Genomic DNA, 17,704 nt, shown 5'->3' on the forward strand with positions numbered 1-17,704 from the left:
GATTTAACGCTGCTCCAGTACCATCTCGTTGCCTTGGCGAGTCATGTGCAGCTGCGCCAGAAAGCTGTTGCCCAGCAGTATAAAAGGCATGGGTTGGGGGCTGACGATGGCATCTACCCCATAAACGGTAATGTCTCCCACACGTACCGTATCTAGCTTGATGCGCCATCCCTGGGTATTACCGTTGGCGGTGCGGACGGTCACAGGCAGGCCTTTTTTGAAATCAATGCCCATGCGCTGAGCGTCTGATTGACCAATGCCAATAGTGCTGGCCCCGGTGTCGACCATGTAGACCATCGGTTTGTTATTGATAAACCCGTTTTCTCGAAAATGCCCACGGCTGTCCGCACGTAGAACCACTTTGCGCCCACTTGGCAGACCTTTGCCTACGCTGACAGGAGAGTCGCCTAGCTGCAGGGTCTGGCGCTTGCCCTGCACCTCAACAATTGCGCGATCGCCTTGCACCTGCACTACGCGAACACCCTCATGGCTTTCGCTGACACTCAGCGCTTTGGGCGCGCCACCATTGACGATAAGTAGCACCTTGCTGCCCATCACCCCCGTCATCGCCACTGATTGCGCGTAGCTGGCGGTGACTGCCAGTATGCAGCTTGCAGCGGCAAAAACTGTAGGGGTCAGGAGATGGCGGTGCATGGGGTGTTCGTTAAGACTGTTTAAGGTTGTAACAGTCTAGCGGACACGTTCAGTCACGGAAGTTGTTAAAAGACAGCGGATGGTCTGCCATTTTCTCGCGGATCAGCGCCATCGCTGCTTGCAAATCATCGCGTTTGGCGCCAGTGATGCGTACTTTGTCTTCTTGAATGGCAGCTTGCACTTTCAGCTTGCTTTCCTTCATCAATTTTTGCAGTTGTTTGGCAATTTCGGACTCAATGCCATTTTTGACCTTGATGACTTGCTTGACCTTGTCGCCACCAATTTTTTGCGACTTTTGAATGTCCAGAAAGCGGACATCCACATTGCGCTTGGTGAGCTTGTTGCGCAACAAGTCCTCCACCTGTGTCAGTTGAAACTCGGCATCACCAAACATGGTGATTTCTTTGTCTTTGAGCTCTACGGCGGCTGAGGTGCCTTTGAAGTCGAAGCGGGTGGCAATTTCCTTGGAGGCATTTTCAACCGCGTTCTTCACTTCAACGAAATCGGCTTCCAGCACAGTGTCAAACGATGGCATGGTTTTACTTTCTTAAATAGGGTGGTGGACAAGGCACTTGGCAGATCAAGCAGACACAGGTCTGAGTGCAGTGCGACAATCTCAAGGATGTTAGTCGAGAAAAATACCCCCCTGCAGGATTGCAATACCTTCGGCATTGTGGCCAGTGCAGACACCTTGGTGCGTATTCATAGCGCAGCCGATGTGCAAGAGTTTGTTGCCAGTCCACATTACCGGGGCCGTAAAGTATTTGTACTTGGCGGCGGTAGCAACATTGTGCTGACAGGCGATGTCACGGATGCAGTGGTGCTCAAAATGGAAATAGCTGGCATTGCAGCCATTGCACAGACGGACAGCCATTGGATTGTGGAGGCTGGAGCAGGCGTGCTTTGGCATGATTTGGTAGCTTGGACCGTTGAGCATGGTTACCCGGGCTTAGAAAACCTGGCTTTGGTCCCTGGCACGGTAGGGGCCGCGCCAGTGCAGAACATTGGTGCCTACGGCGTTGAGCTGCAAGACCGTTTCTATGAATTAGATGCGGTGGACCTGGCCAGTGGTCAGTCATTTACTTTGGATGCAGCGCAGTGCGCATTTGGCTACCGAGACTCTGTCTTCAAACATGTACCCGCCTCGCCCGTGGGTACACCAGTGGCCAAGGTGCAAGGCATGGGGCTGGCAGGTCGTGCGGTGATTACAAAGGTGCGGTTTGCTTTACCCAAACATTGGAAGCCTGAGTTGGGATACATGGATCTGCAGCGTAAGCAATCGGACGAAGCTGTCGAACATCCTAGTGCGCAGCAAATCTTCGATTGGGTGGTGGCGATTCGCCGCGCCAAGTTACCCGATCCAGCAGTGGTCGGTAATGCAGGCAGTTTCTTTAAGAACCCAACCGTGACTGACGATCAGTGCCGTGACATCTTGGCGCGGGAGCCGAAAATTGTGCATTACGCGATGCCCAATGGTTCTATCAAGCTGGCTGCAGGCTGGATGATTGATGCCTGTGGCTGGAAAGGCAAGACGGTAGGCAATGCCGGTGTTTATGAGAAGCAGGCACTGGTGCTGGTGAACCGGGGGACGGGTGAAAACAGCGTGACAGGCGGCGAGGTAATGACTCTGGCAGGTGCAATTCAGACCAGCGTTTATGAGCGTTTTGGAATACGCTTGGAACCTGAACCCGTTGTCCTCTAAGTCAGACGAGACATGAGAGCCTAGGCATTAAAAAAGCGCTGTGAATTTCGCAGCGCTTTTTTGTTTACAGCCAGTATTCCAGTGCTGGCTGCGAAGAGACCTGTAAATACATCAGGCCAGCGATTTTTGTTTCATCCACTCACCAGCTTGCTGGGCCGCATATGCCAAAGCGCGATCTGCTGATTTGAACAGAGGCTTGAATGTGAAAAAACGCTGAGTGCGGCCCGCGCCGTTGCCACTATCGACAGTCAGTTGTGCGTGAAAGCGTCCATCAGCTTCAGGCAATGCCTTGGGCTCAAACGTGAAGCGGTCAATCGTGATGGTGTGCGAGGGTTGTGTTTGGATTTTGGACATGGTGTCTCTCCCTTCTTTATGTGTCTCATACATACGCAGTGCGTAATGCATCATAAAGATAGAGAGAGGTAAGTCAAAGAAAGTTCCGTAGTGCTTGTGTGCCTGCGGTCAAGCAAAGCGAAATTTGGGTGACTCAGTTACTTCAAGCTGCCCGACAAAAACTTGGCCAAACGCTCGCTTTGTGGATTGCTCAACACCTCGCGTGGATGACCTTGTTCTTCGATCAAACCTTGGTGCAGAAAGACCACGTGGTTTGAGACTTCACGGGCAAAACCTATTTCGTGGGTGACGACCACCATGGTGCGCCCTTCTTGGGCCAAGACCTGCATCACGCGCAGTACTTCACCGACCAGCTCAGGGTCCAGAGCGCTGGTGGGCTCGTCAAACAACATGACTTCAGGCTCAACCGCGAGGGCGCGAGCGATCGCCACGCGTTGTTGCTGGCCGCCACTCATGTGATTGGGCCAGGTGTCTTCCCTGTTTTCAAGACCCACAAGGCGCAAGTATTTACGAGCACGTTCAATGGCCTCTTCTTTGGGCAGGCCCAAAACATGTATGGGCGCTTCGATGATGTTTTCTAGAACCGTCTTGTGTGCCCAGAGGTTGAAATGCTGAAACACCATGGACAGCTTGGTGCGCAATTGCTGCAATTGTTTCGGACTTACAGGCTCCAGCTCGCCTTTGCGGCCAAGTTTGAGTTGCAGCTCCTGGCCTGCAACTACGATGCGGCCTTGCTGGGGTTTTTCCAGCAGGTTGATGCAGCGCAGCAATGTTGATTTGCCGGAACCAGAGCTGCCAATCAGGCTGATCACGTCCCCGGCCTTGGCGGTCAGCGTGACGCCTTTGAGCACATGGTTGCTGCCATAGCTCTTGTGGATACCTTCGGCTTGAAGTTTGTATGCAGTGGATGTCATGGATGCGTGTGCGGTGTTAGTGCGTACGAGGTGCCAGATAGGCCAGAAAGCGTTTTTCTAGCAATCGAAAAAAACCAATCAGCGCAAAAGTGACGCACAAATAAATAACGGCAGCGGCCAGATAGGCCTCAAAAGGAAGGTAGTAGTCCGAGTAGATGCGGCTCGCAACGGCTGTGACATCGGTCAAAGCAGGCACCACACTGGCCAAACTGGTTGAGTGCAGCATCATGACAGCCTCATTGCAATACGGTGGCAGGGTACGGCGTAGAGCACTGGGTAGCACGATGCGCAGCATGATTTGCCAGCGGCTCATACCGATGGCGCGTGCGGCTTCAACCTCTCCAGGGTTGGTTTCACGAATGGCTCCAGCCAGCATCTCTGCGGTGTAGCCTGCTGTATTCAATGTGAAAGCCAAGAAGGCGCAGAAAAATGGTTCTTTAAAATGCGTCCACGGCCAGACATCGTCCCAGCGGGTCTGAATCCATTCCAGCTGTGCCAGGCCGTAGTAAATCAGGTAAACCTGAATCAGCAGGGGCGTGCCACGCACGAAGTAGGTAAATGCTCCCACAATTTTTTCGAGCACAAGATTGCCACTGGTAAGGGCAATAGCCCCCAGCAAGGCCAAGATGCAGCCAATGGCCAAACTGGAGATCAGCAACCACAAGGTGGTGAGCAAGCCGTTGCCGTACATGGCCAGATGCTCAGGTTGAAAGATGATGTCCCAGCTCATAACTGCACCTTCTCTGTACCAAGGCTATAGCGTGCATTCAGGCGTTTGAGTGCCCACAGAGAAATACTGGTAAACACAAGGTACAAAGCCGCAGCAAACAGCAAAAAGATAAAGGGCTCACGCGTTGCTGCGCTGGCTTGCTTGGCCAGATAGGTCATGTCATGCAGGCCAATCAGGCTGACCAGCGCTGTTGCCTTGATCAGCACCAGCCAGTTGTTGGTAAAACCAGGCAATGCATAGCGCACCATTTGCGGCAAGGTGATGCGCATGAAGGTCTGGGTCGAACCCATGCCGAAGGCCCATGCAGCTTCCATTTGCCCTCGTGGGATCGACAAAATGGCGCCACGAAATGTCTCTGTCATGTAGGCACCATAAATAAAACCGAGAGTGCCAACACCCGCAACAAAGGGGTTGAGGTCCAGCGTGAATTCGGAACCAATTGATTCAAAAAAGGTATTAATACCAATCGCTGCGCCATAAAAAATCAGCAGCATGAGCACCAGTTCAGGGATGCCGCGCACCACCGTGGTGTACAGGGTAGAGATCCATACGAGTGGTTTTTTACCAGACAGCTTGGCTGTTGCGCCTAGCAGTCCCAGTACCGTAGAGACAACAAGTGAAGCAAGGGACACAGCTACAGTCAGCAGTGCCCCTTGCAGGATAGATAAGTAGTAATCGCTCATGCGTAGCAGACGCTTTTCCTAAACAGGACTGCCCGCAGCCGGAGAATCCGGTCAGCGGGCAGTGACAGCCTTAAAGCTTAGTTGCCGTATGGGTCAAAGTCAAAGTACTTCTTGGCAATGGTGCTGTAGGTGCCATTGCTGCGGATCGTCTTGATCGCCTTGTTGATCTGCTCTTTCAGATCTTTCTGGTTCTTGCGCATGCCAATGCCAATACCGTCACCGTAGTACTTGGTTTCATACTGATCTTGGCCCACATAGCCGTAGTCTTTGCCTTCAGGCTTGCGCAGGAAACCGCCGTGCACTTCTACCTTGTCGGCCACCGTGCCGTCCAAGCGGCCTGCGTTTATGTCCAGATAGACCTGGTCTTGCGCTTCGTAAGGAATGACATTGACGCCGGCGGGTTTGAGCTCGCCCAGCGCCCATTTTTCTTGGGTGCTGCCTTTGAGTACACCAATACGCTTGCCCTTGAGCGAGGCCGGGCCTGTGTACTCTGTGCCCTTTTTCACCACAATGGCGCTGGGTGTCTTGTAGTAACGGTCGGAAAAGTCAATGACGCGCTTGCGTTCGTCGGTGATCGATAGCGAGCTGACGATCACGTCGTATTTACGCGCTTGAAGCCCGGGGATCATGCTGTCCCAGACTTGTTCGACAAATACACAGTTGCGCTTGATTTCAGCACAGACGGCGTTGGCAATGTCTACATCAAAGCCTGCGGGCTTGCCGTCAGGAGTTTTGTAGGTGAAGGGTTCGTAGGTGGGGTCAATTGCGACCTTCAGATCAGCAGCTTGTACTGCTGTTGCACAAACGGCCAATAAAGCCAAGCTTACAAAATTCTTTGTCATTCAAGTCTTCCTTCAATGTAGTTATATACGCCTTGGCATTCGCATGATGCATGCCAAGTTGCGATTGCATTGTAGGAGTCAGTGAATGTTTTTTTACTGCGTTTTTACCAATATGAACAGCCTTGTGGTGGAGATAAACACAAAGGATAGGTCGTTACAAAATGCTGGACTGGTATTACGGTTTGTTGTAGCTGGGGCGTATGAGCAGACTGTGCACGCGATACGGTGCACGTTCTTCTACTGCGATGTCCATGGGAACAAAGGCTTTGTCGCATTGCAGCAAGTAGCTGCCGATGTAGGAGATGGGTGAGCGCATTTGTCCCGCAATGTGGCAGTCGCCAACGGTCTGGTGCACTTGAGCAAACACTTGTTTGAGTTGATCGGAGCTGGCTTGTTTGTTGAATTCTTCGGTGAAGTTTTTGGCGTCTGGTACCGCTGTCTTGCCTTCAAGTGCCGAAAAAATGGCTTGAAAGTGTTTTTTGAGTGCTTGCTCTGCCGCAGGGTTGGGTAAGGGTTGCTGCGGAGTGGGCGTGGCAGCAGGGCCGGCAGGTTTGTTGTTGTCAGCCGCAAAAGCTGTGGGTAGAGCTGTGGCTAAGACCAATGCGGCCATCCATTTGCCAGCTTTGAAGGGGTGGATTGCAGAATTCATTGTTGCAAACTCCTTGTTTTCAGTGATGAAGCAGTTTTCACTTTCATCTTGAAGTGCTTGGTAGGAAAAACTCTTGCATCGCTGTAGTGGTGCAAGACGGCGCTGGCACCGCTGTGCCGTTGCTCCTGCATAAAAAAAGCCGCTGAGATACAGCGGCTTTTAATGTTGAACACTCGAGCAGTTGCCCGCTCAAAGACAAGTATTACTTCTTGTCGTTACCCAACTGAGGCAGGGCGCTGGCGCTGCTCACACTCAGCAGTCCTGCCTTGGAGTAAATCGCCAGTTTGTCGCGGGTGTCGATCAAGTCCAGGTTGCGCATGGTCAGTTGACCGATGCGGTCAGCTGGGCTGAACGGTGCGTCTTCTACCTTCTCCATGGACAGGCGCTCAGGTGCGTAAGTCAGGTTGGGCGATTCTGTGTTGAGGATGGAGTAATCATTGCCACGGCGCAGCTCCAGTGTCACGGTGCCGGTGACGGCGCGTGCTACCCAGCGCTGCGAAGCTTCGCGCAGCATGATGGCCTGTGGATCAAACCAGCGGCCTTGGTACAGCAGGCGTCCAAGCTTGAGGCCATTGATGCGGTACTGCTCGATGGTGTCCTCGTTGTGAATGCCTGACACCAGGCGCTCGTAAGCAATATGCAACAGCGCCATGCCGGGTGCTTCGTAAATGCCGCGGCTCTTAGCTTCAATGATGCGGTTTTCAATCTGATCGCTCATGCCGATGCCGTGGCGGCCACCGATGCGGTTGAGCTCCATGAACACTTCGACCAGGTCGGTCACAGCGTTGCCGTTGATGGCTACGGGGCGGCCTTCGTCAAAGGTGATGGAGACTTCTTCGGCCTTCACTTCAACTTCTGGCTTCCAGAATGCCACGCCCATGATGGGGTTGACGATGCGAATGCCGGAGTTCAGTTGCTCCAGATCCTTGGCCTCGTGGGTGGCGCCCAGCATGTTGGAGTCGGTGGAGTAGGCTTTTTCGGCCGACATCTTGTAGCCGAAACCTTCCTTGGTCATGAACGCCGACATTTCAGAGCGGCCACCAAGCTCGTCAATGAAAGTTTGATCCAGCCAAGGCTTGTAGATCTTCAGGTCAGGGTTGGTCAGCAGGCCATAACGGTAAAAGCGCTCGATGTCGTTGCCTTTGAAGGTCGAGCCATCGCCCCAGATGTTGACGTCATCTTCCTTCATGGCTGCAACCAGCATGGTGCCGGTCACGGCGCGGCCCAGTGGCGTGGTGTTGAAGTAGGTGATGCCGCCGGTAGAAATATGGAAGGCACCGGACTGGATGGCAGCAAGGCCTTCATTGGCCAGTTGAGGGCGGCAGTCGATCAGGCGGGCTTGTTCTGCGCCGTATTCCATCGCCTTGCGGGGAATTTCGTCGTAGTCGGCTTCGTCAGGCTGGCCCAGATTGGCGGTGTAAGCGTAGGGCAGAGCGCCCTTGTTCTTCATCCAGCGCAATGCGGCACTGGTGTCCAGGCCACCGGAGAAGGCGATGCCGACTTTTTGGCCGACGGGTACGGATTGCAGAATGGTTTCCATCAGATTCTCTTTAAATTAATAGCTTTCAACGCTTGCTAAGTAAGCGCTAGAGGCATAAAAGGCTTGAAATTATTTGCTCCAGCCCAAAGGCTTAGGCGTAATGGCAGATGTAGTGGTAAGCCTCAGTCACGCGGATGTCGAACTTGGAGTTCGCGGGAATGTGAAAGCTTTCGCCAGCGCTAGAGGTTTGCCATGTGCCGCTGCCGTCCAGTTTGTATTCGCAAGAACCACCCACGCATTCCATGATTTCTGCAGCGGCAGTACCAAACGTCAATGTAGCGGGCAAAACCACGCCGACGGATTTCTTGGTGCCATCGGCCAAGGTGAAGCTGTGGCTTACGCACTTGCCGTCAAAGTAGACGTTGGCCTTGGTGGTCAAAGTGACGCTGGAGAAATGCTCGGTAGTCATGGTGAACGCGCAGTCGCTGGTGTTGGATCGAAGCTGTCCATTTTAGGCTACCTGCGCCATCCTTGGGGTTTCGCAAAACGCACGAGAAAAAGCCCCTGAGCAGGGGCTTGCTGAATGCTTAGCGCCAGTGTCCAGAGGGAGGCGAGGCTGGGTGAGTGGGCGCTGCTGCATACGGGTTGCCCGGCTGTGCGTAGGCGATGTTGTTGGTCACAACCATATGGGCCGGTGCTGGCTGGTAGATACCGCTGGGCCCTGAAAAATGCCTTGCACTGGCGGTGTACGAAGATGAATATCTGTTTTCAGCTTGGGGCTGCACGTTAATTGGCAGCCAGGCTCCGGGGTGACTGCCAGTCCGCGTGGTGTAGCGTCGGCCTGCATACTCATAGGCCACGTCGTAGCCGATGGTATGGTTTTCGTACACGGTTTCATTGGTGCAGCGACGCACGGTTTCGTAGCGTGGCTGGCTGTTGCTGCTTTCGATGACGTTGCCAATCAGGCCGCCTGCAATGGCCCCCACAATGGTTGCAACGCCCCGGTCAGAACCTTGGCGGTAGTTGTGGTGGCCGTAGCCGTGATAGCCGCGGGGGCTGTAATAACCTCGCGCAGCAGAGCGGCCACTGCTGCGCCCGAGGGCATTGCCTGCTACACCACCTACAACGGCGCCAATGATGGCGCCGGTGCCATTGGTGCGTTGCCCGCCATCAACCTGCACATCTTCACAAAACTGTTGTGGCACACCCACTTGCTGCATCACTGGGATGACTGAAAGTACGCGTGCCTGCTCTTGGGCGAAGGTGCTGGCGCAGGCCAGGCCTGCTGTAACAGCGATAGTGTTCGTGATAGTGAGCCACTGCTTGATACCCATCTAAAAGCTCCTGACCAGATGGCAATCGGGGTGTGATTACGCACGCAAGTTTAGGTGTGTCGCTTCACCACGGTCACTGGTACGGGTAAAAAACCGCCTCATTTGAAGAGGGGTGTGTGCGCTCAGCGTCGAGGCTGCGGGCGACCCGGGTGTATCTCGATATTGACGGGGATGTCTGCATCGTTGTTGCGGTACTCGATGCTTTCCACCACTGGGGCTCCTGGGGCCACAGAGCCATAAGATTTTTGCCCGGGCGTGACGCTGTTGGCGCTGGGGCGGTCATTGCTGCCATAGCGGTGGCCCGGGGTGGCTGCCTGTATGGGGATGCGTTTGCCCGGGTTGTGCGCCATGCGCTGCGCGTGTTGCTGACCGTTGTATTCGTAGAGCACGTCATAGCCGACCAACTGCTCTTCATAGATGGTGCTGGTCTTGCAGCGTGTGCGCTGGGCATAGTCCATGCACTCTTCGTGCGGCACGGCCACTTGTTCATAGATGGGCGTGGCGCTGAGCACACGGGCATAGTTTTGCTGTGCCGATGCTGCCAAAGGCAGGCTGGATCCCAAGCACACACTGGCGACAGCAAGGCTAATGCGTTGAAGCGATGTGAGGGTCACTGGGTTGTCTCCTGAACGCGATGGGTAATTTGTTGGTGTGGTGTGCTTGCCGGACTCATCCCAAGGCTGCTTGCCAGACATCTGCTTTGAAACCTACGGTGATACGCCCATCTGCCCATTCCACCACAGGGCGCTTGATGACGCTGCAATGGTCTTGCAGTAGCAGGGCGGCGCTGGTCGCATCCGTCACGCTGGCTTGAACGCTGGGATCCAGCTTGCGCCAAGTGGTTCCTTGGCGGTTGGTGAGCTTGTCCCAGCCTACTGCCTGCAGCCATAGCGCCAGCTTGTCGGCGGGTACGCCTTGCTTTTTGAAGTCGTGAAACTCGTAATCCAAACCTTGCTCGGTAAGCCAGGTGCGTGCTTTTTTCACAGTGTCACAGTTTGGGATGCCGTAAACACGAATAATCTTGTTGGTACTCATGGTGTTGATGGTGATGCATGCGTGGGTGCGCCACAATCATGCCCTGTATGCACAGTACTTTCTCCACACTTTCTGAATGGCTTGCGCACTGCGAGCAAATTCATCCACAAACCATTGCCATGGGGCTTGAGCGTGTGCGCGAAGTTGCGCAGCGCATGCAGTTGAAATTCGACTGTCCTGTGATCACCGTGGCAGGCACCAATGGCAAGGGGTCAACCTGTGCCATGCTGGAGGCCGTGGCCCTGCAATCTGGCTACAAGCCCGGTGTCTATACATCGCCCCATTTGGTGCACTTTGAAGAGCGTTGCCGCATCCATGGCGAGATCGCCAAGGCCGACGATTTCTTGCCGCACTTTGAAGCGGTCGAAGCTGCTCGCTTGCAAGGTGATGAGGTATTGCTGACGTACTTTGAGTTCACTACGTTGGCCATCATGCGCATGCTCAGCCTGGCCAAGCTGGATGTTGCCATCTTGGAAGTGGGGCTGGGTGGGCGCTTGGATGCAACCAACATTGTGGATGCAGACTGCGCCATCATCACCAGCGTAGATATTGATCACGCTGCTATTTTGGGCAATGACCGTGAGACGATTGGCCGTGAGAAGGCCGGCATCATGCGCGCCGGGCGTCCGGTGGTGGTCAGTGACCCCGTTCCCCCGCAAAGCGTGATTGACCATGCGGCAGAGATTGGTGCGGATTTGCGTTTGTTTGGCCGCGACTTCAACTATGACGGGGACAAGCAGCAGTGGGGTTGGGCTGGGCGTGACCGGCGCTATGCAGGTTTGTCTTACCCCGCCTTGCGTGGTGCGAATCAGTTGATGAATGCATCGGGGGTTTTGGCCGCTTATGAAGCGCTGCGGCCTGTGTTGCCGGTCACAGCGCAAGCGGTGCGCACGGGCTTGGCCATGGTGGAGCTGCCGGGCCGCTTTCAGATTATTCCAGGGCAGCCAACGCTGGTACTGGATGTGGCACACAACCCGCATTCGGTGGCCGCTCTGACCGCCAATCTGGATGCCATGGGTTACTACCCCACAACACATGCAGTCTTTGGAGCCATGGCGGACAAAGACTTGGCACCGATGCTGATGAAAGTCGGGGTCTTGATTGACCGCTGGTATTTCACCGATCTGCCGACGGAGCGTGCAGAGACTGCTGCCAATTTGCAGCAAAAAATGAACGCACTGCAAGTGGTGGCTGGCGGTACGCGCCGGGAAGTGCCCATCAGCTTGCATGCCAATCCGCAAGCCGCTTTGGATGCTGCCGTACGCGCAGCAGACCCGGCTGATAGAATCGTAGTCTTTGGCTCGTTCTATACGGTAGGTGAGGTTTTGAAAGATGGGCCACCTCGCCTGCACGCCAAACATTTGGGCGAATAAGGTCCGCTACGCGACGCATCTTCATGGCACTTTTCAAATTCCGTTGGCCTGGTCAGAAAGAGGAGCGCGAGCAAACGCCTGTACGGCGTTCTCGCACTGCGCAGGCAGAGAGCGTAGATGACATGCGCCGCCGTGCGCGCCATCGCCTGATTGGCGCCGCTGTTCTGGTGGTGTTGGGGGTGATTGGTTTCCCCATCTTGTTCGATACCCAGCCGCGCCCGATTCCGGTCGATGTGCCGATTGAAATCCCGGATCGCAATCAGGTGGCTCCTTTGATCGTGTCGGGTGCACAGGCTCAAACGGAACCCAAAGGGTCTGCGCCTGCTTCGGCCTTGCCACCTATTGCAGATGGTGCGCTGGGTGATGGTGAAGAGCTGGTGGTGAATGAGCCCGCTCCTTTGACGGTGCCTAAGCCGCCAGAGCCGCCCCGCTTGGTGCCTGAGCCTGTACATACACCTGCCGCGGTGCCCAAGCCAGAGCCCAAGCCAGAGCCCAAGCCAGAGCCCAAGCCTGACGTATTGCCTGAGCCCAAGCCTGTGCCTGCCCCCAAGCCGGTGAGTGAGGCTGAGCGTGCCCGTGCTTTGCTGGAGGGGCGCAGTGTGCCTGCCGCCGCTGCAGCGCCTGCCAAGGTAGAGGCCAGCAAGCAAGGGCGCTTTATTGTGCAAGTGGGTGCCTTTGCCGATGTGGCCAAAGCGAATGAAGTGCGCAGCAAGCTGGAGCGATCAGGCCTGAAGACGTACACCCAGGCGGTAGATACCAAAGACGGCAAGCGCACACGTGTGCGTGTGGGCCCTTACGAGCAGCGTGGTGATGCGGATCAGGCGGCGGCACGCATCAAGGGCCTGGGTCTGCCGGCATCGGTGCTGACTTTGTAAGCCTGGCTGACAATAACTTCCTACAAATAGGGCATTGAAAGCACATGGCTGTTTTGGATGGTGTGTTGCTGGGCATTTTGGTGGTGTCCTTGCTGCTGGGTGCTTGGCGTGGCCTGATTTTTGAGCTGTTCTCTTTGGTGGGCTGGGTGGCTGGTTTTTTTGTGGCCCGCCTGTTTGCTGAAGATGTCGCGGCCTTGTTGCCTGTAGATGGCTTTGACGCCACTGTGCAGTACGGCATTGGATTTGTGCTGACCTTTGTGCTGTCCGTTTTTGTATGGGGACTGCTCAGCGCCTTGGCCAAAAAATTGGTTGAAGCGGCAGGTTTGCGGCCGGTGGACCGTACGCTGGGCGCTGTGTTTGGCCTGTTGCGCGCAGCGGTTCTGATTTTGGTGCTGGCTGTGGTGGTGGTGTCAACGCCTCTGCATGCGCAAGGTTGGTGGACACAATCCTTGGCAGCACCATGGTTGACAGAGGCGGTGGCAAGCATCTTGCCCGCCTTGTCCGTGGAATGGGGAAGGCTGTTGCCTTCCGCGTGAGAGAGTAAATGCTGTGCCTGACTTGGGCACGGCTTTCAAGCAAATACCGCGGGAGCAATCCCGCAGATTGATGGAACGCGACTATGTGTGGAATCGTCGGGGTGGTCAGTACCACGCCAGTGAATCAACTGATCTATGACGCCTTGCTGCTGCTTCAGCACCGCGGCCAAGATGCAGCCGGTATCGTCACCCAGCAAGAGCGCAAGTTCTTCATGCACAAAGCCAAGGGCATGGTGAAGGATGTGTTTCGCACCCGTAATATGCGCGCATTGCCTGGCACGATTGGCTTGGGCCAGGTACGTTACCCCACGGCAGGCAATGCAGAGAGCGAAGAAGAGGCCCAGCCTTTCTACGTGAACGCACCGTTTGGCATTGTGATGGTGCACAACGGCAACCTGACGAACGCCAAGCAATTGCGCGAAGAGCTGGCCAGCACCGACCACCGCCACACCAACACCGAGAGTGACTCTGAGGTGCTGCTCAATGTGCTGGCCCATGAACTGGGTCGCAGCACCAGCGGCGTGCCGCTGACGACGCAAGACGTGTTCAAGGCTGTGCGTGCGGTACACAAGCGCATCAAGGGCTCTTACGCAGTGATCGCCTTGATTGCGGGTTACGGTTTGCTGGCTTTCCGCGACCCTTACGGCATTCGTCCCCTGTGCCTGGGCAAAGGTGCGGATGGCACCTGGGTGCTGGCTTCTGAATCTGTGGCGCTTGAAGGCACTTTGCATACGCTGGAGCGTGACGTGGCGCCGGGTGAGGCGGTGTTCATCACGACCGATGGACAGGTGCATTCCGAGCAATGTGCAGAAAACAGTGTGCTGAACCCCTGCGTGTTTGAGTACGTGTACCTGGCACGACCTGACTCCACCATGGATGGCATTTCGGTCTACCAGGCACGCTTGAACATGGGTGAAACCCTGGCCAAGCGCGTGATCTCCACCGTGCCCCCGGCAGAGATCGATGCCATCATTCCCATCCCTGAATCCAGTCGCCCCAGCGCCATGCAGCTGGCGCAGCTGCTGGGTATTCCCTATCGTGAAGGTTTTGTGAAAAACCGCTACGTGGGTCGCACTTTCATCATGCCGGGCCAAGGGGCGCGCAAAAAGTCCGTGCGCCAAAAGCTCAACGCGATTGGCAGCGAGTTCAAGGGCCGCAATGTGCTGCTGGTGGATGACTCCATCGTGCGCGGCACTACCTCCAAAGAGATTGTGCAAATGGCACGCGATGCAGGCGCCAACAAGGTGTATCTGGCATCAGCCGCCCCACCGGTGCGCCATCCCAACGTGTACGGCATTGATATGCCCACCCGCACTGAGCTGGTGGCCCATGGCCGCACCGTGGAAGAAATTCGCCAGGTCATCGGCTGTGACGCGCTGATCTACCAAGATGTGGATGCCATGAAGCAAGCCGTGGGAAAGATCAATCCGGCAGTCAAGGGCTTTGAGGCCTCATGCTTTGACGGTATTTATGTCACGGGTGATATCTCTGAGGCCGAAGTGGCTGCGCTGAATGAAGGGCGCAATGCTGGTGCGCAAGAAGAGTCGCAGGACACTTCCCGCCTGTCGTTGCCCAATGCTCAGGAGCAATAAGCTCTAAGCTCACAACCGGGCGTCATAAGCCCGCAGGCACAATAAAAGGAGCTGCTAGCGCAGGTGGAATAAGTACTTCAAAGTGGTTTTGCTTTGAATTCCTTGTCTACTCTGCGTGCGTTGCTCCTTTTTTCGTGGTGCAACATCGTTGTTTGCACTCTACCAAGACGCAAAGACATAACAAGGAATAGCCGCCGTGACCGATTCAACACTTCCACAAGGCCTGCATCCTGAAACCCTGGCAGTGCGCGAAGCGTTGCCCCGCAGCCAGTGGGGTGAGCACTGCGAGGCGCTGTACATGACCAGCAGTTTTGTGCAGCCTGACTGTGAAACGTCTGCCCGCCGCTTTGCAGCGCAGGAAGACGGCTACACCTACAGCCGCACCGGCAACCCCACCGTAACCAGCTTTGAGCGGCGCTTGGCGGCTATGGAAGGCACAGAATGCGCGGTGGCCACCAGCACGGGGATGTCAGCCATTTTGCTGGTCGCACTGACCATGTTGAAGGCGGGTGATCACGTAATCTGCTCGCTGTCCATGTTTGGCTCCACCATCAAGTTGCTGGGCACCGAAATGGCGCGCTTTGGTGTCGAGACCACATTTGTCTCGCAAACCGATATCAGCGAGTGGAAGGCTGCCATCAAGCCCAACACGCGGCTGTTCTTTGCGGAAACGCCCACCAACCCTCTGACAGATCTGTGCGATATCGCCGCCTTGGCCGAGCTGGCGCACGCCCATGGAGCCTTGCTGGCGGTAGACAACAGTTTTGCCACACCTGTGTTGCAGCAGCCAGCCAAACTGGGCGCTGACATTGTTGTGCACTCTGGCACCAAATTTCTGGACGGGCAGGGCCGCACCATGATTGGCGCTGTATGCGGCTCTATCGCCCTGGTTGATAAGGTGATGGGTACTTTCCTGCGCAGCGGTGGCCTGAATGCGGCGCCTTTCAATGCCTGGACGGTGATGAAAGGCTTGGAAACCTTGGCCTTGCGCGTTAAAGCGCAAAGCGCAGCAGCGCTGGAGCTGGCTGCATGGCTGGAGGCACACCCTAAAGTGGCTCGCGTGTACTACCCCGGCCTGAAGAGCCATTCGCAGTACGAGCTGGCAATGCGCCAGCAAAACGGTCTGGGGGGCGGTGTGCTTTCCTTTGACGTTGTGGGCGATACGCCGGAAAACCTGCGAAAGAATGCCTTTCACGTGGTCGACCATACGCAGGTGTGTAGCATTACGGCTAACTTGGGTGATGTGAAAACCACCATCACCCATCCCGCCAGCACCTCGCATGGCCGTCTGACAGAAGCGCAGCGTCAAGCTGCAGGCCTGGGTCAGGGACTTATTCGCATCTCCGTGGGTTTGGAGCACTTGAACGATATCAAGGTCGATCTTTCCCGCGGACTGGACACACTGTAATGACACAAAAAATTCGCACCCGCTTTGCACCTTCGCCCACTGGTTTTATCCACTTGGGCAATATCCGTTCGGCCCTGTATCCATGGGCTTTTGCGCGCGCCAATGGTGGTGATTTCATCTTGCGTATTGAAGATACCGATGTAGAGCGCTCGACCCAGGCTTCTGTGGATGTGATCATCGAGGGTATGCAATGGCTGGAGCTGACCCACGACGAGGGTCCGTTCTTTCAAATGCAGCGTATGGATCGCTACAAGCAAGTGCTGGCTCAGTTGCAGGCCAAAGGCTATGTCTACCCTTGCTACATGAGCATGCAAGAGCTCGATGCGCTGCGCGAAAAGCAGATGGCCAACAAGGAAAAGCCCCGTTACGACGGCACATGGCGCCCTGAAGAAGGAAAGGTGCTGCCTGCCATTCCTGAAGGCGTCAAACCCGTGCTGCGCTTCAAGACCCCCAAGGACGGCATTGTTGCCTGGGAAGACAAGTGCAAGGGTCGCATCGAGTTTCAGAACTCGGAGCTCGATGACTTGGTGATCGCCCGCCCAGACGGCACACCCACCTACAACTTCTGTGTCTGTGTCGACGATATGGACATGACGATCACCCATGTGATTCGCGGTGACGACCATGTGAACAACACGCCTCGCCAGATTCACATCTTTGAGGCTTTGGGTGCCGCAGTGCCCGTGTTTGCCCACCTGCCCACCGTGCTCAACGAGCAGGGTGAAAAAATGTCCAAGCGCAATGGTGCCAAAGCCGTCACCCAGTACCGTGATGAAGGCTACTTGGCCGATGCCATGGTGAACTATCTGGCCCGCTTGGGATGGAGCCACGGTGACGACGAAATCTTCTCGCGCCAGCAATTTTTGGAGTGGTTCAATCTGGACCACCTGGGGCGCAGTGCAGGTCAGTTTGATGAAGCCAAGCTGCGCTGGGTGAATGCCCAGCACTTGAAGGCTATGGACGACGTGGCTTTGGCTGCCAAGGTCAAGCCTTTCCTGATCAAGGCGGGTGTAGCTGAACCCCTGATTGATGCGGATGACCGTTTTGTGCGCATTTGTGCACTCTTCAAGGACCGCTGCGAAACCCTGGTGGATCTGGCCAACTGGGCCAAGCTGTTCTATGTCGACGGTGTAGACCGTAACGAGGAAGACTTTGCCAAGCACGTGACCGAAGCTGCCAATCCAGTACTGGATGCATTTGCGGCAGCCATGGAAACTGTGCAGTGGGATAAAGAAGCAATTTCTGCCGCGATTAAAGAAGTGCTGAAAGCGCAGGGCGTGAAAATGCCCGTCTTGGCCATGCCCGTACGTGTATTGACCGTAGGCACAGCGCATACGCCATCGGTAGATGCGGTGCTGGAATTACTTGGACGTGAAAAAATTCTTGCGCGTTTGAAAAACCGTTAAAAACCTGTCTATAATTCGAGTCTCTGTGCAGCACAATAACTAAATTGTTGTGTTGTCAAGTGGGGGTATAGCTCAGCTGGGAGAGCGCTTGCATGGCATGCAAGAGGTCATCGGTTCGATCCCGTTTACCTCCACCA

The 17,704-nt window shown here is 55.4% G+C and carries 20 protein-coding genes and 1 tRNA gene; 8 read left to right on the plus strand and 13 right to left on the minus strand.

Features of this window, described 5'->3' with window-relative positions:
• Positions 1-3: 3 nt before the first annotated feature.
• Complete coding sequence (locus H9646_RS13255) at positions 4-654, minus strand: retropepsin-like aspartic protease family protein (RefSeq protein ID WP_191723840.1); 651 nt, start codon at positions 652-654, stop codon at positions 4-6.
• 49 nt (positions 655-703) lie between these two features.
• Complete coding sequence (locus H9646_RS13260; RefSeq protein WP_191723841.1) at positions 704-1,189, minus strand: YajQ family cyclic di-GMP-binding protein; 486 nt, start codon at positions 1,187-1,189, stop codon at positions 704-706.
• Positions 1,190-1,276: 87 nt separating this feature from the next.
• Between H9646_RS13260 and murB the strand changes: the two genes are divergently transcribed.
• Positions 1,277-2,356 carry a UDP-N-acetylmuramate dehydrogenase gene (gene murB / locus H9646_RS13265; RefSeq protein WP_191723842.1) on the plus strand — a complete coding sequence of 360 codons (1,080 nt, stop codon included), beginning with the start codon at positions 1,277-1,279 and terminating at the stop codon, positions 2,354-2,356.
• 111 nt (positions 2,357-2,467) lie between these two features.
• Here murB and H9646_RS13270 read toward each other — a convergent pair whose 3' ends face one another.
• The 11 genes from H9646_RS13270 to H9646_RS13320 form a co-directional block, all read right to left on the minus strand.
• Positions 2,468-2,710, minus strand: a complete 243-nt coding sequence (locus H9646_RS13270) for a hypothetical protein (RefSeq protein ID WP_191723843.1) — start codon at positions 2,708-2,710, stop codon at positions 2,468-2,470.
• A gap of 137 nt (positions 2,711-2,847) precedes the next feature.
• Positions 2,848-3,624, minus strand: a complete 777-nt coding sequence (locus tag H9646_RS13275; protein WP_191723844.1) for an ABC transporter ATP-binding protein — start codon at positions 3,622-3,624, stop codon at positions 2,848-2,850.
• 16 nt (positions 3,625-3,640) lie between these two features.
• Positions 3,641-4,354, minus strand: a complete 714-nt coding sequence (locus tag H9646_RS13280; protein ID WP_191723845.1) for an ABC transporter permease — start codon at positions 4,352-4,354, stop codon at positions 3,641-3,643.
• The gene (locus tag H9646_RS13285) at positions 4,351-5,037 is read right to left on the minus strand and encodes an ABC transporter permease (protein WP_191723846.1); all 687 of its coding nucleotides are present in this window, start codon (positions 5,035-5,037) and stop codon (positions 4,351-4,353) included. Before H9646_RS13285 ends, H9646_RS13280 begins: the two co-directional genes overlap by 4 nt.
• Positions 5,038-5,114: 77 nt before the next feature.
• Complete coding sequence (locus tag H9646_RS13290) at positions 5,115-5,879, minus strand: transporter substrate-binding domain-containing protein (RefSeq protein ID WP_191723847.1); 765 nt, start codon at positions 5,877-5,879, stop codon at positions 5,115-5,117.
• 175 nt (positions 5,880-6,054) lie between these two features.
• Positions 6,055-6,528, minus strand: coding sequence for a hypothetical protein (locus H9646_RS13295; RefSeq protein ID WP_191723848.1), 474 nt, complete (start codon positions 6,526-6,528; stop codon positions 6,055-6,057).
• Positions 6,529-6,730: 202 nt separating this feature from the next.
• Positions 6,731-8,068: an argininosuccinate synthase gene (gene argG / locus H9646_RS13300; protein ID WP_191723849.1), complete on the minus strand. Its 1,338-nt coding sequence runs from the start codon at positions 8,066-8,068 to the stop codon at positions 6,731-6,733.
• Positions 8,069-8,159: 91 nt separating this feature from the next.
• Positions 8,160-8,477, minus strand: coding sequence for a pyrimidine/purine nucleoside phosphorylase (gene ppnP, locus H9646_RS13305; protein ID WP_191723850.1), 318 nt, complete (start codon positions 8,475-8,477; stop codon positions 8,160-8,162).
• 118 nt (positions 8,478-8,595) lie between these two features.
• Positions 8,596-9,342, minus strand: a complete 747-nt coding sequence (locus tag H9646_RS13310; protein ID WP_191723851.1) for a glycine zipper 2TM domain-containing protein — start codon at positions 9,340-9,342, stop codon at positions 8,596-8,598.
• 122 nt (positions 9,343-9,464) lie between these two features.
• Entirely contained in the window at positions 9,465-9,956 is a 492-nt protein-coding gene (locus H9646_RS13315; RefSeq protein WP_191723852.1) for a glycine zipper 2TM domain-containing protein, read from the minus strand.
• A 55-nt stretch (positions 9,957-10,011) separates the two neighbouring features.
• On the minus strand, positions 10,012-10,377 hold the full coding sequence (locus H9646_RS13320; RefSeq protein ID WP_191723853.1) for an ArsC family reductase: 366 nt from the start codon (positions 10,375-10,377) through the stop codon (positions 10,012-10,014).
• Positions 10,378-10,424: 47 nt separating this feature from the next.
• Here H9646_RS13320 and folC point away from each other — a divergent pair, with 47 nt between their 5' ends.
• The 7 genes from folC to H9646_RS13355 all read left to right on the plus strand — a co-directional run bounded on the left by folC (position 10,425) and on the right by H9646_RS13355 (position 17,704).
• On the plus strand, positions 10,425-11,750 hold the full coding sequence (gene folC, locus H9646_RS13325) for a bifunctional tetrahydrofolate synthase/dihydrofolate synthase (protein ID WP_191723854.1): 1,326 nt from the start codon (positions 10,425-10,427) through the stop codon (positions 11,748-11,750).
• A 23-nt stretch (positions 11,751-11,773) separates the two neighbouring features.
• Complete coding sequence (locus H9646_RS13330) at positions 11,774-12,625, plus strand: SPOR domain-containing protein (protein WP_191723855.1); 852 nt, start codon at positions 11,774-11,776, stop codon at positions 12,623-12,625.
• A 44-nt stretch (positions 12,626-12,669) separates the two neighbouring features.
• Complete coding sequence (locus H9646_RS13335; protein ID WP_191723856.1) at positions 12,670-13,161, plus strand: CvpA family protein; 492 nt, start codon at positions 12,670-12,672, stop codon at positions 13,159-13,161.
• A gap of 83 nt (positions 13,162-13,244) precedes the next feature.
• Complete coding sequence (gene purF / locus H9646_RS13340) at positions 13,245-14,753, plus strand: amidophosphoribosyltransferase (RefSeq protein WP_191723857.1); 1,509 nt, start codon at positions 13,245-13,247, stop codon at positions 14,751-14,753.
• 196 nt (positions 14,754-14,949) lie between these two features.
• Positions 14,950-16,161 (plus strand): O-succinylhomoserine sulfhydrylase, encoded by a 1,212-nt coding sequence (locus tag H9646_RS13345; RefSeq protein WP_191723858.1) that lies wholly within the window; start codon positions 14,950-14,952, stop codon positions 16,159-16,161.
• On the plus strand, positions 16,161-17,567 hold the full coding sequence (gene gltX / locus H9646_RS13350) for a glutamate--tRNA ligase (protein ID WP_191723859.1): 1,407 nt from the start codon (positions 16,161-16,163) through the stop codon (positions 17,565-17,567). Before H9646_RS13345 ends, gltX begins: the two co-directional genes overlap by 1 nt.
• Positions 17,568-17,628: 61 nt before the next feature.
• A tRNA-Ala gene (locus H9646_RS13355) sits at positions 17,629-17,704 on the plus strand.

The sequence above is a fragment of the Comamonas avium genome, from assembly GCF_014836675.1.
GTDB lineage: Bacteria > Pseudomonadota > Gammaproteobacteria > Burkholderiales > Burkholderiaceae_C > Comamonas > Comamonas avium.